This window comes from Mycobacterium sp. OTB74, from assembly GCF_029892685.1.
Classification (GTDB): Bacteria; Actinomycetota; Actinomycetes; order Mycobacteriales; family Mycobacteriaceae; genus Mycobacterium.
The window spans coordinates 145,451-160,177 of record NZ_JARXVD010000003.1 but is presented as its reverse complement, the minus strand read 5'-3'; the positions used below and the strand labels follow the sequence as shown (position 1 = coordinate 160,177).

General features: G+C 65.3%; 10 protein-coding genes, 1 tRNA gene and 1 pseudogene. 6 read left to right on the top strand and 6 right to left on the bottom strand.

The genetic code is table 11. The features are described from left to right. Position 1: 1 nt before the first annotated feature. Together M2432_RS06295 and M2432_RS06290 are read right to left on the bottom strand one after the other, a co-directional pair. Positions 2 to 1,786, bottom strand: a complete 1,785-nt coding sequence (locus tag M2432_RS06295) for an amidohydrolase family protein (RefSeq protein WP_280825906.1) — start codon at positions 1,784 to 1,786, stop codon at positions 2 to 4. Positions 1,787 to 1,853: 67 nt separating this feature from the next. Further along, positions 1,854 to 2,786: an NAD-dependent epimerase/dehydratase family protein gene (locus tag M2432_RS06290; protein ID WP_280825905.1), complete on the bottom strand. Its 933-nt coding sequence runs from the start codon at positions 2,784 to 2,786 to the stop codon at positions 1,854 to 1,856. Between M2432_RS06290 and M2432_RS06285 the strand changes: the two are divergent. The 5 genes and pseudogenes from M2432_RS06285 (at position 2,752) to M2432_RS06265 (ending at position 7,745) form a co-directional block, all read left to right on the top strand. Continuing rightward, positions 2,752 to 4,595 (top strand): annotated as a pseudogene (locus tag M2432_RS06285) (hypothetical protein). The gene M2432_RS06290 and the pseudogene M2432_RS06285 overlap by 35 nt on opposite strands. A gap of 491 nt (positions 4,596 to 5,086) precedes the next feature. Further along, complete coding sequence (locus tag M2432_RS06280) at positions 5,087 to 6,118, top strand: peptidoglycan-binding domain-containing protein (RefSeq protein ID WP_280825904.1); 1,032 nt, start codon at positions 5,087 to 5,089, stop codon at positions 6,116 to 6,118. Between the two features lie 46 nt (positions 6,119 to 6,164). Further along, positions 6,165 to 6,530, top strand: coding sequence for a carboxymuconolactone decarboxylase family protein (locus M2432_RS06275; RefSeq protein WP_280825903.1), 366 nt, complete (start codon positions 6,165 to 6,167; stop codon positions 6,528 to 6,530). Between the two features lie 382 nt (positions 6,531 to 6,912). Beyond that, a complete protein-coding gene (locus M2432_RS06270) occupies positions 6,913 to 7,152 on the top strand; it encodes a hypothetical protein (RefSeq protein ID WP_280825902.1) in 240 nt (79 codons plus the stop codon). Positions 7,153 to 7,508: 356 nt separating this feature from the next. After that, positions 7,509 to 7,745: a hypothetical protein gene (locus tag M2432_RS06265; RefSeq protein ID WP_280825901.1), complete on the top strand. Its 237-nt coding sequence runs from the start codon at positions 7,509 to 7,511 to the stop codon at positions 7,743 to 7,745. A gap of 236 nt (positions 7,746 to 7,981) precedes the next feature. Here M2432_RS06265 and M2432_RS06260 read toward each other — a convergent pair. Both M2432_RS06260 and M2432_RS06255 read right to left on the bottom strand, forming a co-directional pair. Beyond that, positions 7,982 to 8,057: transfer RNA gene (locus tag M2432_RS06260), tRNA-Thr, on the bottom strand. A gap of 67 nt (positions 8,058 to 8,124) precedes the next feature. Further along, positions 8,125 to 9,336, bottom strand: a complete 1,212-nt coding sequence (locus M2432_RS06255) for a DNA polymerase III subunit delta' (protein ID WP_280825900.1) — start codon at positions 9,334 to 9,336, stop codon at positions 8,125 to 8,127. Positions 9,337 to 9,370: 34 nt separating this feature from the next. Here M2432_RS06255 and M2432_RS06250 point away from each other — a divergent pair, with 34 nt between their 5' ends. Next, positions 9,371 to 11,029, top strand: a complete 1,659-nt coding sequence (locus M2432_RS06250) for an adenylate/guanylate cyclase domain-containing protein (protein ID WP_280826167.1) — start codon at positions 9,371 to 9,373, stop codon at positions 11,027 to 11,029. A 31-nt stretch (positions 11,030 to 11,060) separates the two neighbouring features. Here the strand turns inward: M2432_RS06250 and topA are convergent, their stop codons facing one another. Further along, complete coding sequence (gene topA, locus M2432_RS06245; RefSeq protein ID WP_280826166.1) at positions 11,061 to 13,925, bottom strand: type I DNA topoisomerase; 2,865 nt, start codon at positions 13,923 to 13,925, stop codon at positions 11,061 to 11,063. A gap of 127 nt (positions 13,926 to 14,052) precedes the next feature. Beyond that, complete coding sequence (locus M2432_RS06240; protein ID WP_280825899.1) at positions 14,053 to 14,646, bottom strand: hypothetical protein; 594 nt, start codon at positions 14,644 to 14,646, stop codon at positions 14,053 to 14,055. Positions 14,647 to 14,727 lie beyond the last annotated feature (81 nt).

Genomic DNA, 14,727 nt, shown 5'->3' with positions numbered 1-14,727 from the left:
GTCAGACCGGCTGCGCCGCAGGAATTTTCGCGCCGCGCGCCGGCAGGTAGTGACCGGACTGCACATCCTTGCCGTAGCCGTCGCGGAACTGGCCGCCACGGAACACCACCTGGCCGCCCACCGCAGTGGCGGCGACGGCGTTGTCATTGCGGTTCACCATGCGGCTCAGGCCGCCGTAGAACGGCACCGAATCCTCTTGGTAGGCATCGACTTCGGCGTTCAGGCCAGCCGGGTCAATCACCACGAAGTCGGCGCGGTCACCCAGACGCAAGGTGCCGGCGTCCAGGCCGAACCAGTCAGCGACCTCACCGGTCAGCCGGTGCACGGCGTGTTCGGTGGTCATGAACGGACGGCCGCTACGGTCGGCATCCCGCACTCGCTTCAACATGCGCAACGCGTAGTTGTAGAACGCCATGTTCCGCAGGTGCGCACCGGCGTCGGAGAAGCCCATGTGCACCGACGGTTCGACGGCCAGCTTGTCCAGTTGCTTGGGCCGGTGGTTGGCCACGATAGTGGTCCAGCGGACGTTGCGCTCACCGTTCTCCACCAGCACATCGAGGAATGCATCCAGCGGGTGGATGCCGCGCTCGTCGGCGATCTGGCCAAAGCTCTTGCCCACCAACGACTTATCTGGGCATTCGACGATGGTGGAGTCGTGGAAGTCGCGGTGCCACAGGGTCGGACCGAGCACCCGCTTGTCGAACGACGTGCGGAACCGGCGCCGGTACTCCGGATCGGCCATCAACTTGTTGCGTTCCAACTGGTCTTTGAGATGCAGGGCTGCGGTGCCGGCGCCGAACTCCTCGAAAACCGGCAGATCGATTCCATCCGAATACAATTCGAACGGCACCGGCAGATGCTGGAAACGGACCTTGGAGTCCAGGAACTTGTTCGCCAGCCGGGTGATGGGGCCCAGCACGTACACCGCACCAGGCGAAGACTTGGCGTCGGCGGACACCAACAGACTCATCCGGACACCGCGACGGCGGCCGAACCAGCCGCTGCTCTCCAGGAAGAAGTTCAGCGCCTCTTGAATTTTGGCGACGTTCGGCGCGCTCTGCAGAATGCGGCCGTGCTTGCGCAGCACCTTGATCAGCCGGCGGCGCTCACGCCACGTGGCAAACGTCGACGGCAGCGCACGCGACCGGAAGCGGTCACCGTCGAGTTTGTCGATAGCGGCGTCCATGCCCGACATGCCGAGCATGCCTGCGTCCAAGGCGGCTTCCAGCCGCGAGGCCATGGCCTCCAGTTCGGCGTTGGTCGGGGTGACTCCGCGGGTGGTGGCGCGGTCCAGACCCAGCACCGAGGTACGCAGATCGGAGTGGCCCAGCAGCGAGCTGACGTTGGGCCCGAGTGGCAAGGCCTCGATCGCACGGACGTAGTCAGCCGGTCCGGACCAGGTCCGGTTCTGCTCCAGCGCGCCGACGACGAAGTTGCGCGGCACCGCCTCGACCCGGCTGAACAGATCAGCCGCGTCATCGTTGTCGGCGTACACCGTCGACAACGAGCACATGCCCAGCAGCACGGTGGTGACGCCATGTCGAACCGACTCACGCAGGCCCGGATCGAGCAGCACCTCAGCGTCGTAATGGGTGTGCACGTCGATGAAGCCGGGCGTCACCCACTTGCCGGTGGCGTCGATGACGTCGGGACAGCCGGTCTCGTCCAGCGGTTCAGCAGACACCGCGACGACGACGCCGTCGCGAATACCCAGGTTTCGCTTCAGGGGCTTGCTACCGGTGCCGTCGAACCAGAGGCCACCCGAGACGATCACGTCGTATGTCATGGCACGACGCTAACCGAAAAGGTCAAAGAAAGTAAGCACTTACAATCTTTTTCTTGAAAGTCCCAGGTCAGACGCGGAAGAAATCGACCGTCCGCGCCACGCCCTCGGTCAACGCCACCTTCGCGCTCCACCCCAGTACCTGCTGCGCACGAGTGGTGTCGAGCTGCGAACGGCGCAGGTCACCGAGGCGGGGCGGGTAGAACTCCGGCGCATCCGGCACCCCGACAGCCGCAGCGATTGCGGTGTGCATCTGCCGCGTCGAGGTTTCGACCCCGGTGCCGACGTTGAACCGCAGTCCACCCCCGGCTTCCCCACCGGCCCGAACAAAGGCGTCCACGACGTCATCGACGAAGACGTAGTCGCGGGTGTCGGTGCCGTCACCGAAAATCTTGGTAGGCCGGCCGGCCAGGAGGGCCTGGCTGAAGATCGCCACCACGCCGGCCTCGCCATGCGGGTCCTGGCGCGGGCCATAGACGTTGGCCGGCGCGATGTGCGAGCAGTCCAGCCCGTACAAGTTGCGGAACATGTTGAGGTACACCTCACCGCACACCTTGCTGGCGGCGTACGGGGACGACGGGTCGGTCGGCATGTCCTCGTTGGTCGGGTAGCCCGGCGGGACGCCGTAGATGGAGCCGCCCGACGACGTGTGGACCACCTTGCGCACGCCGTTGCTGCGCGCCGCCTCTGCCAGCCGCACCGTGCCGACGACGTTGACCCCGGCATCGAACGGCGCTTCCGTCACCGACCGCGCGACGGAGATCTGCGCGGCCAGGTGGAAGATCACTTCCGGCCGCTCCTCGGCCACGATGGCCTGCAGATCGGCGTCGACGATGTCGGCTTTGACGAACTCGAACTTCGCGTTCTGTTCGGCGTTGACGAGGTTGTCAACATTGCCGGTGCTCAGGTCGTCGAGCCCGACGACGTCATGCCCTTCGGAGAGAAGCCGGTCGACCAGCGTCGACCCGATGAACCCGGCAGCACCAGTAACAAGTGTTCGCACGGGGCAACCATACCGACGGTCACTGCCAACTGCCCCGTACAGTCGGCAAGAGTGAACTGGGTCGCCCGAACCACTGCCGCACTGGTGGTGCTGCAGCTTGTATTGCGGGCGGTGCTGGCTTTTCAGGGCTATTTCTACTGGGACGACCTGATCCTGATCGGCAAAGCAGGCACGCACCCGCTGTTCTCTTCGGACTTTCTGTTCAATGATCACGACGGGCACGTCATGCCCGGCGGATTCCTGCTAGCCGGGGCAATCTCCAGGCTGGCGCCGCTGAACTGGTTCTGGCCCGCGGTCAGTCTGGTGGTGCTGCAACTGCTCGCATCGCTGGCTCTGGTGCGGGCGCTGCGGGTAATCCTCGGCTGGCGGCCGGTGCTGCTGATTCCGTTGATCTTCGCGTTGTTCACCCCACTGGGCGTACCCGCGTTTGCCTGGTGGTCTGCCGGCTTGAACGCACTTCCGATGGCCGCCGCAATGGCCTGGGTGTGCGCCGACGCAATCCTGTTGGTGCGCACCGGGAATCAACGGTACGTGTGGACCGGCTGGGCGGCATACCTCGGTGGGCTGTTGTTCTTCGAGAAGTGCGCGGTGATCCCTTTCGTCGCCTTCGCCGTGTGCTGGCTGCTGGCCTATGTCAACGGCACCGGATCAATAAGGACCCTGTGGCGCAGAGGTTTACGCCTGTGGCTCGGGCTGCTGGCCATGACCATCGGCTGGGTCGGGGTGTACGTGCTGGTGGTCAACCAGCAGCGCTGGACCCTGGATCTAGGTATGACGTGGGAGTTGCTGAGTCGGTCAGTCACCCACGGATTAGTTCCGACGCTGGCCGGCGGCCCCTGGGAATGGCAGCGGTGGGCGCCCGCATCACCCTGGGCCACACCGACTTTGGGATCCATGATCCTGGGATGGCTGGTGCTCGCCGCTGTTTTCGCCGTGTCCTGGGCGCGCAAGCAACGGTTGGGCCCGGTCTGGCTCGCGGCGGTCGGATACGTGGTGGCTTGTCAGGTGCCGATCTATCTGATGCGGTCATCCCGGTTCACCGCGCTGGAGTTGGCACAAACGTTGCGCTACCTATCCGATCTGGTGGTGGTACTGGCGCTACTGGCCGCGGTGGCATTCTGCGCACCCAACAGTGCCGACTCACAGCGACTTGATGCGTCCGTCCGCCACAGCGTTGTTGTCACCTGCGCTGCCACACTGTTCGTGGCCAGCAGCCTGTACTCGTGGGCCACGTTCCTGCCCAGTTGGCGGGACAACCCGACGCGCCCATACCTGCAGAACGTCCAGGCCGCACTCGCCGCGGCGCCGCGGGACGTGCCATTGCTGGATCAGGAAGTCGACCCGCTGGTGCTGCAACGGGTGGCGTGGCCGGAGAACCTGGCCAGCCATATGTTCGCACTGGTTCGGGACCGACCCGAATTCTCCTCCAGCACGACCTCTTTACAGATGTTCACCGCGACCGGTCAGATGATCCCGGCCAAGGTGACCTGGGTGCGCACCATTGTGCCCGGGCCCGCGCCTCACTGCGGCTACCTGGTCCAGACCGACGCCCCGGTGAGCGTGCCACTGGACGGCCCACTGCTGCCGGCCGACTGGACCGCCGAGATCAACTACCTGGCCAACAGCGACGGATCGATGACGCTGTCACTGACCGAAGGGCACGACGCCCGGGTTCCCGTGCATCCCGGACTGAACCGGGTGTTCGTCCGATTGTCCGGCGCCGGCAACACAATTCGCGTGCGCGCCAACACCGCGGCGCTGTCCGTGTGCCTGGCGTCCGGCCCGGTCGGGTTCCTGGCGCCGCGGTAACTACGGGCGGCCTTCTTTTCCCTCGTTTTCGGGTTCGGTCCAGTCAACCCATTCCAGCAGCGGCAAGTCGGGCATCTCGCCCCCGCGCAGCCCGTACTCCCCGATGTTCGGATCGCGATACGCGCGCGTAATTTGACCACCCGCCGACGCCGGATATAGGTGACCACAATGGTCACCACTCCGATAGCGATGAACGCCAGCAAGGCGATTTTCAGGACTCCACGACCATCGGATTCCCCTTTTGCGCGGTTACACGCTAGCGGTTGAACAGCCCCGAACGAGTCCTTCGATCCGATTTATAAGCAAGACGCATTGCAAGGTGCTTGAGGTAGTTCGGCACACCTCGTTGATCAAAATTGAGTAGTCAACTACGCAAGGACTTCGAGTCAACGCTCCCTAGCATCGACCGTGCGGCGGTCCTGCGAGAGATCACCACGGCGAGGTCCTCGACCTGGGGCCGTCGCGACAACGACAAGCTAAGGAGCCCCCCGATGCCTCTACCATACGAGCTCGGCGCCCACGGTCCCGAAATCGAATACTGGCAGGCCTGGTTCCAGCGTGTGTACCGCGCGTACGCGCCGACGAAGGACGGCATCTACGGTCAGGGCGATGTCGCCGCGGTCAACGAAATGCAACGGCGCCTGGGGCTGCCGCAGACCGGGATCTTCGACGACACAACAGCGCAAGCGGCCCGCTTCACACCGCCGCCGCCAAATCTGCTGCCGATCATGTTCACCGTCGAGGGTCACATGTCGGACATGTTCCACGGGCCGGTCGCGGACACCGCGACAGACCTTGAGTCCAAAGGCATCTGCCATCACCAGCCCATCGGCTACGACTGTGGGGCGCTCCCGTTCGACAACGACAGCGGTGTCGACGAGCTCGCCCGACTGGTCGGCGCCACACAGATGGACAACGGTGTGCCGTTCCCGGAGGGAACGCCTTGGTCGCTCGGCATCTACTCCCAGGGCGCGATCGTGGGTTCGTACTTCTACTTCCGATACCTGCAGCCTGGTCAGCCGCTAGCCTGGCGCACCCCGGACCTCAAAGGCGTTCTGACGTACGCAAACCCGTGCCGGCAGACCGATTCCATCGCGTCCTGGGCCAGACCGTGGGTGAAAGCGACCGGCACGCACGGCCTGGACCCGATCCAGCGGTTCGGGTTGCCCGGGTTCCCCACCAAGCCCGACAACTGGGTGGACGTCTACCGGGAAGGCGACATCTTCTCGGAAAACCGCGACGACCAGGCCAGTGCGGTCCGAGCCGCCGTCTATGAGGCGGTGATGAACGACTGGACCACCGAGCCGTTCTCCCTCGCCGGGCAGATCGCGGCGGCTCTGCATGCGCCGTTCGAGGAGGTTATCGCCGTGATCCAGGCGATCGTCTCGGGCCTGGTGTTCCTGGCCAGCAACCCGCAGCCGCACTACTCGCCGTTCGAGATCACGGGCGGCATCGCCTGGATGCGGGGACGACTTGTCCCCGGGTCCGTTGAGGCACAGGAACTCGCACCGGGAATCTTGTGACCATCACGATTCACCTTCGCACCCCCGTACTGGCACGATCGTCGGTGTGACCAACTGGCGTGAAGAAGGTTTGAAGGTGTTCCGCAAGATGCTGCCGGGTGTGCTGCCCGACGGTGACGTGGACTTCGGCGGCGGGTTCGCCCCAGAGTTGATGGACATCGGAGTTGAGGGCATCTTCGGCCGACTGTGGAGTCGCGAAGGATTGAGCCTTCGCGACCGCAGTCTGGTGACTTTGGGCATCCTGATCGCCCTCCGGGCCGAGGACGAACTACAGGCACACTTCAAGATCGCCCGGCAGAACGGCCTGACCGACGACGAACTGGCCGAGGTCATCTACCACTCCAGTGGATACGCCGGCTTCCCCGCTGCTAACACCGCCAAGGGTGTCGCGGCCAAAGTGCTGAAGCCTTAAAGGCAATCCGGGCGTCGGAGCATGCCCGGCATCACGCAGGCTCAACGCCAAGGATGATGGAGCCGCCTGGGGGAAACGAACCCCCGACCTGTTCAAGCCACTTTCCCGAACATGCGACTTCGCGTGAGTGCGTTAAAGTGTTGTGCTGCAATCACTCTCACTGGTAACCGATAGGCAGAGATACAGGTAAGTACACCGCGAATCAGGGGCGTTTTTACGGGGAAAATACGGAGCAGCTGCAAACGTGAACTGTTGCCCCTACACCCGGAGCGCGGTGCCGCTTCCTGAAGCGCCTCGTTGTTCGGGCCGCAACCACTCCCAGGTGGCGGCCCGACATCATTTATATCGACAGACTCAGCTCCACAGGGGCACACTGATTGTCATGATCGCAATGACCGAAAAGCAGATCATCGACGAACTCTATGGCCGACTCGTCGCGTCCTACCAGCAGGTCGAACCGGCCCAAGTCCACCGCATCATCGAAGACGAGTACGCCCGGTTCGAGGGCAGACCAGTTCGCGACTTCGTCCCGTTGTTCGTGGAACGTCACGCCAAGGAAGCGCTGTCTATGCTCGGCGCCGCAGTTCCTTCTCGTCAGGAAACCGTCGCCCGAGCGCTCTGAGCATTCGATCGATCGCACCCAGGTCACCCACGGTTTTGCTGATCGCAACACGTGCCTGGCTAATTGAAGTCAGCTCGCCCCCGTTCGTGCACATTGTCAACCGAAGTGCCTGTACAGCAAGAAGCTCCTCGAGCTCGGATTTCTTCTGCTCGAGGAAGGCGCGGTAATACTGGGCTTGAGCCTTGTCAGCCACGCCGGTCGGGTGATGCTGCCCCCACATTCGAGTCAACATAGCCCCACCGCTCAGCGATTGGGGAGGATTTCCCACACTCGGCCTTCGGCGCAGTCATTCCAATATGGACACAACACATCTCAACCAAACGACTCGCAACACGAAGGCTGCGATGATGCGAATCGTGGACGGTGCAAACACCGCGCAGGCCCGCGTTCTGCTGGCCGCGCTGTGGGAGCAGGTGAACGAAACGTCATCGATGCTCGAAGCAGCCGAACACCGGCTGGCGCATAAACACTCGCAGCACTGCCGACGGGCCGCAGCCGACCTGCGACATGAGCTCTACCACACACATCGATTGATCGACGGGCTGCATCGTCGCTTTCCCGCGACGCGCCCGGAACGCACCGCCACGCCGTAGCGGCCACGCGGGCAAGGCGACTCCCTGGTAGTTCATGATCGGGCTTCTAGAGCTGCCCAGCTCGCAACGACTGAGGGACACTATGCGCAGCGGGTGACCGCCGGACCGGATACTCGCGCTGTGCTGGACCAATGGGCCGGCAACGCGATCTGAGAATCGAATCTACGGGGAAAGTACGGGATTCAGCCCCGCCGAGTTTGCCGGCAAACCAGCATATATGCCCTGAACTGGGCAAATGGAGCCGCCTGGGGGAATCGAACCCCCGACCTATTCATTACGAGTGAATCGCTCTACCGACTGAGCTAAGGCGGCGTGCCCCACGTAAGCGGGGCGGCACGAGTCTACGGCAGAGCTTCGGCACCACCAAAGTCAGTGCCGGTCAGCCCCGCAGTGCCTGCCCCATGGTCGCCACCATAGCGTCCACCGCGAACTTCGGTTTGACGTTGGTGGCCAGCGCCTCGCGGCACTCCAGTACGGCTTCGATGCAGCGGAGCAGCCGATCTGCAGGCGCGTGCGCGGCCATGGCCGCAGCCTTGTCCGCCATGTCCGGATGGTTTGCCGACGCCGCACCAGCAGCACCGGACGCCACCAGCAATGCGTCCCGGAAATAGGTGGCCAGGTCGATCAGTGCCCGGTCCAGCGCATCCCGCGAGGCCCGGGTCTGCCGTGATTTCTGTCGCTTCTCAAGGTCTTTCAGCGCCCCGGCCGCACCGCGCAGGGCGCCCGCCGCGCCTTTGCCGGTGCCACCGGCACCGAGGGCCGTCCTCAACTCCTCGGTCTCGGCCTCGTTGCGGCTGGCCGTCAGCGCCACTGCCTCGGCCTCCGCGGAGGCCACCAGCTCCTCGACCGCGCCAAACGCCCGGGACGGGGTGGCCGCGTCGCGGGCCAGGCCCAGCGCCCGCTCCCGCCGCGACCGGGCCTGCTCATCGGTGGCCAACCGGCGCGCACGGCCCACATGACCACCACTGACCGATGCCGCCCAGCGAGCGTCAGCCTCATCCAGGCCGTCGGCATCCATCAGTACCTGCGCTATCGCGTCGACCCGCGGCGTAGTCAGCGCGACGTGCCGGCACCGCGACCGCAGCGTCACGGCTATGTCCTCGGGGTCCACCGATGGCGCACACAACAGGAACACAGTCGACGGCGGAGGCTCCTCGACCACCTTCAGCAGCGCGTTGGCCGCGCCTTCTGTGAGCCGGTCGGCGTCCTCGACCACCACGATCTGCCAGCGGCCGGTACCTGGACGCCGCGACGCGGTCTGCACGATGGCCCGCATCTCGTCGACGCCGATGGACAAGCCCTCGGGGATGACGCGCCGCACATCGGCGTGAGTGCCCGCCATGGTGGTCGTGCAAGCCCGGCACTGCCCACACCCCGGTTCGTCCTCGGAGGTGCATTGGAGGGCCGCGGCGAAGCACACCGCGGCGATGGACCGGCCAGATCCCGGCGGACCGGTGATCAGCCAGGCGTGCGTCATGCTTCCGGTGGTGACGCCACTGTGAGCTGAATCACCTCGGGCGGCCCTGGCTGCGGCCACCAACTCCGCTTCCACGGCGTCCTGACCCACCAACCGCGAGAAAACTCCGCTCATCGGGGCCAACCCTAGCGCCCGACAGGGACACGACCTGCACACAGCGGCTCTACATGACGGTCGCGACCGATACGGTTGTCGGGTGGCCACCGGTGCGTTAGATGTCCGGCGAATCAGCGGATTCGCCCGATGGGTCGCGCGCACACCGTGGCCGGTGTTCACCCTGAGCCTGCTGCAGGCCGATATCATCGGCGCCCTCTTCGTGCTCGGCTTCCTACGCTTCGGTCTTCCGCCCGAGGACCGCGTCCAGTTGCAAGACCTGCCCGCGCTGAACCTGGCCATCTTCCTGGGCTATCTGTTCGTGTCGTTCGTGGTCTTGGCCTGGCTGAGCCTGCGGCTGCTGATCCCCGTAATCCGCTGGCAGCGGCGCGACACCCTACAAGTAGACGATGACCCGGCCATCACCGAACAGGCCCGGGTCAGGGCGCTGAAGATGCCCTTTTACCGCACCATGATCAGCGTTGCGAACTGGTTGATGGGCTCGGTCGTCTTCATCATCGCCAGCTGGCCGGTGGCCAGCAGGTCTGCGCCGGTGGTGGCGGTGGCCAGCGCACTGGGCGCGACCGCCACCGCGATCATCGGCTATCTGCAATCCGAGCGGGTGCTGCGCCCTGTGGCCGTGGCCGCGCTGCGCGGCGGTGTGCCGGAGAACTTCCGTGCGCCCGGCGTCATTCAGCGGCAGGTGCTGGCCTGGCTGTTGGCCACTGGTGTGCCCCTGTTGGCCATCGTGTTGGCGCTGGTGGCCAGCAAGTACGAAATTCTGGTGGCGACGCCCAACCGGCTCACCACGCCGCTGCTACTGCTGGCCATCGCCGCGCTGGTCATCGGCCTCGCGGGCAACGTCCTGGTGGCCATGTCCATCGCCGACCCGCTGCGCCAGTTGCGTTGGGCGCTGGGCGAGGTGCAGCGCGGTAACTACAACGCGCACATGCAGATTTACGACGCCAGCGAGCTGGGCCTGCTGCAGGCCGGCTTCAACGACATGGTGCGTGATCTGTCCGAACGGCAACGGCTGCGCGACCTGTTCGGCCGCTACGTCGGCGAAGACGTGGCTCGTCGCGCGCTGGAACGCGGCACCGAACTCGGTGGGCAGGAACGCGATATTGCGGTGCTGTTCATCGATCTGGTGGGTTCGACGCAGCTCGCTGCGACCAGACCAGCCGCCGAAGTGGTGGTGGTGCTCAACGAGTTCTTCCGGGTCATCGTGGACACCGTCAACGCCCACGGCGGATTTGTGAACAAGTTTCAGGGTGACGCCGCCCTGGCGATATTCGGTGCCCCCATCGAACATCCCGATGCCTCAGGCGCGGCCCTGGCAGCATCCCGCGACTTGCACGACCAGTTGGTAACCGTGCTGGGCACAACCGAATTCGGTATCGGCGTATCCGCCGGGCGGGCCATCGCCGGCCATATCGGTGCACTGGCCCGGTTCGAATACACAGTGATCGGCGACCCGGTCAACGAGGCCGCACGGCTCACCGAGCTCGCCAAGATGGAAGAAGGGCACGTGCTGGCGTCGGCCGTGGCGGTAAGCGGCGCAGTGGATGCCGAGGCCTTGTGCTGGAATGTGGGCGAGACGGTCGAATTGCGCGGCCGAACCGCGCGCACCCAGTTGGCCCGGCCAGTCGTCCTGGCTTCCCCTGCCAGCACCGCCTCAGTAGCCAGCAGCGCGTCGAGACCGGCTGACGACTAACCAGATTCGACAGGTCCCTGCTTCAGCGGGATCAGGCCTTCTTTGCCGCAGCCTTCTTCGCCGGGGCCTTTTTCGCGGCAGCCTTCTTGGCTGCAGCCTTCTTGGCGGGCGTCTTCTTGGCCGCCTTCTTCACCGGACCACGGGCGCGCCTGTCGGACAACAACTCCGAGGCGCGCTCGTCGGTGATCGACATTACGTCGTCGCCCTTGCGCAGGCTCGCGTTGGTCTCACCGTCGGTGACGTACGGGCCGAATCGCCCGTCCTTGATCACCATCGGCTTGCCCGAGACCGGATCCGTACCGAGCTCACGCAGCGGCGGGGTGGCCGCGCCTTGGCGCCCGCGGCGTTTGGGCTCGGCGTAGATCTTCAGCGCCTCTTCAAGGGTGACGGTGAACATCTGGTCTTCGCTGGCCAGCGACCGAGAATCACTGCCGCGCTTGAGGTATGGGCCGTAGCGGCCGTTCTGCGCGGTGATCTCCTCGTTGTTCTCCGGATCAACCCCAACCAGGCGCGGCAGGGACAGCAGCTTTAGCGCGTCCTCCAGCGTCACGGTCTCCAGATCCATTGAGCGCAAAAGGGATCCGGTGCGCGGCTTGGGTCCGGTCGGCTTCTTGGCCTTCTTCGCGCCGGTACCAGCGTCAGGGTCCTCCGGGGGCGCGGGCAGCACCTCGGTGACGTACGGCCCGTACCGCCCGTCCTTCGCGACGATCTCATGTCCGGTCGCCGGGTCGACACCCAGTACCCGGCCCTCTTGCGGTGTGGCGAAAAGCTTTTCGGCCAACTCCAGGGTGAGTTCATCAGGGGTCAGGTCGTCATTGAGGTTGGCGCGCTGCGGCTTGAGCTCACCGTCCGGGGCGTCAGGATCAATGACCATGCGCTCCAGGTACGGCCCGTTGCGGCCGACGCGGACGTTGATGGCCCTGCCTTCGGCATCATCAAAAAGCTTGATGGAGTTGACTTCTCGAGCGTCGATGCCCTCGATGTTGACGCCGACCAGCTTCTTCAGCCCGCCCGCGCGCGCCACCGACCCGTCCACACCGTGGTCGCCACCGAAGTAGAAGTTGTTGAGCCAGTTGGTGCGGTGCTCATTGCCTGCGGCGATCTCGTCGAGCTCGTCCTCCATGGCGGCGGTGAAGTCGTAGTCCACCAGCCGGCCGAAATGCTGCTCCAGCAGGCCGATAACCGCGAACGCCACCCAGGCAGGCACCAGGGCGCTGCCCTTCTTGTAGATGTAGCCGCGGTCCTGGATGGTCTTGATGATGGACGAGTAGGTCGATGGACGGCCGATGCCGAGGTCTTCCAGCGCCTTGATCAGCGAGGCTTCGGTGTACCGGGCCGGCGGGTTGGTGGTGTGGCCGTCGGCGGTCAGATCGGCCGCGTCGACCCGCTGACCCTGGGTGAGGTTGGGCAGCCGACTCTCGGCGTCGTCGGACTCACCGCCGGCAAGCTCGTCGATGCTCTCGACGTAGGCCTTCAAGAAGCCCGGGAAGGTGATGGTGCGGCCGGAGGCGTTGAACACGACCTGATGAACGCCAGCGGTGCCCCCGTCCAATGTCGCCGCCGGAGCAGCTCCGGCGATACGCAGCGACAGCGTGGTACCGCGGGCGTCAGCCATCTGCGACGCCACGGTGCGCTGCCAGATCAGCTCGTAAAGGCGGAACTCGTCGGTGTCCAGCGCGCCGTGCAGCTGTCCAGGGGTCTGGAAGACGTCACCGGCGGGCCGGATGGCCTCGTGGGCCTCCTGCGCGTTCTTGACCTTGCGGGTGTACTGCCGCGGCGACGGATGCACGTACTCGTCGCCGTACAGCTGACGTGCCTGGTTGCGGGCGGCGTTGATGGCTGACTCCGACAGCGTGGTCGAGTCAGTACGCATGTAGGTGATGTAGCCGTTCTCGTACAGCCGCTGCGCGATGCTCATGCAGCGTTCCGATGAGAACCTCAGCTTGCGGCCGGCCTCCTGCTGCAGCGTCGAGGTCATGAACGGCGCGTAGGGCCGCCGGGTGTACGGCTTCTGCTCCACCGAGCTGACGGTCAGCGACGAACCGCGCAGACCGGCGGCCAGCGCCCCGGCACTGGCCTCGTCGAGCACCAGCACCTCGTCGGGCTTGCGGACCACACCGAGCGAGTCGAAATCCCGGCCGGTGGCGACGCGACGCCCGTCGACGGTGTTGAGCTTGGCGGTGAACTTGGGCGGAGACGCAGCGGGGTCTGACACGCTGGCGTCCAGCTCAGCGGTGACGTCCCAGTAGCCGGCGCTGCGGAACGCCATGCGCTCGCGCTCGCGCTGCACGATGATCCGGGTCGCGACCGACTGCACACGGCCGGCCGACAGCTTCGGCGCAACCTTCTTCCACAGCACCGGGCTGACCTCGTAGCCGTACAGCCGGTCCAGGATGCGTCGGGTCTCCTGCGCGTCGACCAGTGAGATGTCCAGGTCGCGCGGGTTCTCGGCGGCGGCGCGGATGGCGGGCTCGGTGATCTCGTGGAACACCATGCGCCGGACCGGCACCTTGGGCTTGAGCGTCTCCAGCAGGTGCCACGCGATGGCCTCGCCCTCGCGGTCACCGTCGGTAGCGAGGTAGAGCTCGTCGACGTCTTTGAGGAGGCCCTTGAGCTCGGTGACCGTGCCCTTCTTATCGGGGCTGACGATGTAGAGCGGCTCGAAGTTGTCGTCGACGTTCACGCCCAGCCGGGCCCACGACTCCGACTTGTACTTGGCCGGCACATCTGCGGCGTTACGCGGCAGATCGCGAATATGGCCGCGCGATGATTCGACGACGTAGTTGGAGCCGAGATAACCGGCAATTTTGCGCGCCTTCGTGGGCGACTCGACAATGACGAGTCGCCGGACCCGGCCGCCGCTGCCGGCACCGTCCTGGTCAGCCACCGTATCTATACGCTCCAGTTCTTTGTTTGCCGTTTCGATACCGGATGCATGCCTAACCCGTCATCCGGCCCGATAGCAAGTCACAATTTGACACCCACAGCTCAGGGACGCAAACCGGCCCTGGCCCGATAGACCTCTAGATGCGCGGCCAAGACAGGAAAGCTTCGGTGTCCCCGGGCGGCTCTCCCACGTTCTCTACCAGGCGCGATAGCCTCCGGCGACCGCTGATCCGCAGCGCCGGACGGTGGCCACGGGTGCCGATCAACGTGGGGGCGATTCCGACCCTCATAAGCGCCGATGCAAGTGCCGCGTGAGTATCGGGCGCGTGTGGATCCACCCCGAGTAGATAGCCGTTCGGCTCCGGTGTGCCCGCAGCGAGGGTCCATGCGCGCAGTTCGCGCGGACCGGGCAGCCACCCGTCAGGCACGGTCTTGACCGCACCACGCGTCCACTCTGCGGCCATCGGCGCCAGCCGGATGTCCGCCGTGGTGCGTACCAGCGGGGTCTTTTCCTCGGTGTGGGTGACCTCCGGCATCAAACCAACCACGGCGATCATCTCGGCCACTGCCTCAGCCCGCCACAGCGCGTCCACCACCACCGACAGCCGCACCGCGCGGTCATCGCCCGCGAGGCCGACCAAAACCAGCTGGCCGGGCGCGGCGAGCAGCCCCGTCAGATCGGCGACCGCAGGCGGCACCGATTCAGCTGAGAAGAATGACAGCTGGCTCACCCTGCCGACAGTAGGCCAGCAGCGCGCAAAAGGTTGGATAGCGAAACGCCCCCGCGTCGTCAACCAACGATGCGGGGGCGT

Bases quoted from the DNA above. Each gene is read 5' to 3' on its own strand.
- M2432_RS06255 (WP_280825900.1), bottom strand. From the start codon at position 9,336: ATGAGCGGAGTTTTCTCGCGGTTGGTGGGTCAGGACGCCGTGGAAGCG.
- M2432_RS06270 (WP_280825902.1), top strand. From the start codon at position 6,913: ATGATCGCAATGACCGAAAAGCAGATCATCGACGAACTCTATGGCCGA.
- M2432_RS06280 (WP_280825904.1), top strand. From the start codon at position 5,087: ATGCCTCTACCATACGAGCTCGGCGCCCACGGTCCCGAAATCGAATAC.
- M2432_RS06295 (WP_280825906.1), bottom strand. From the start codon at position 1,786: ATGACATACGACGTGATCGTCTCGGGTGGCCTCTGGTTCGACGGCACC.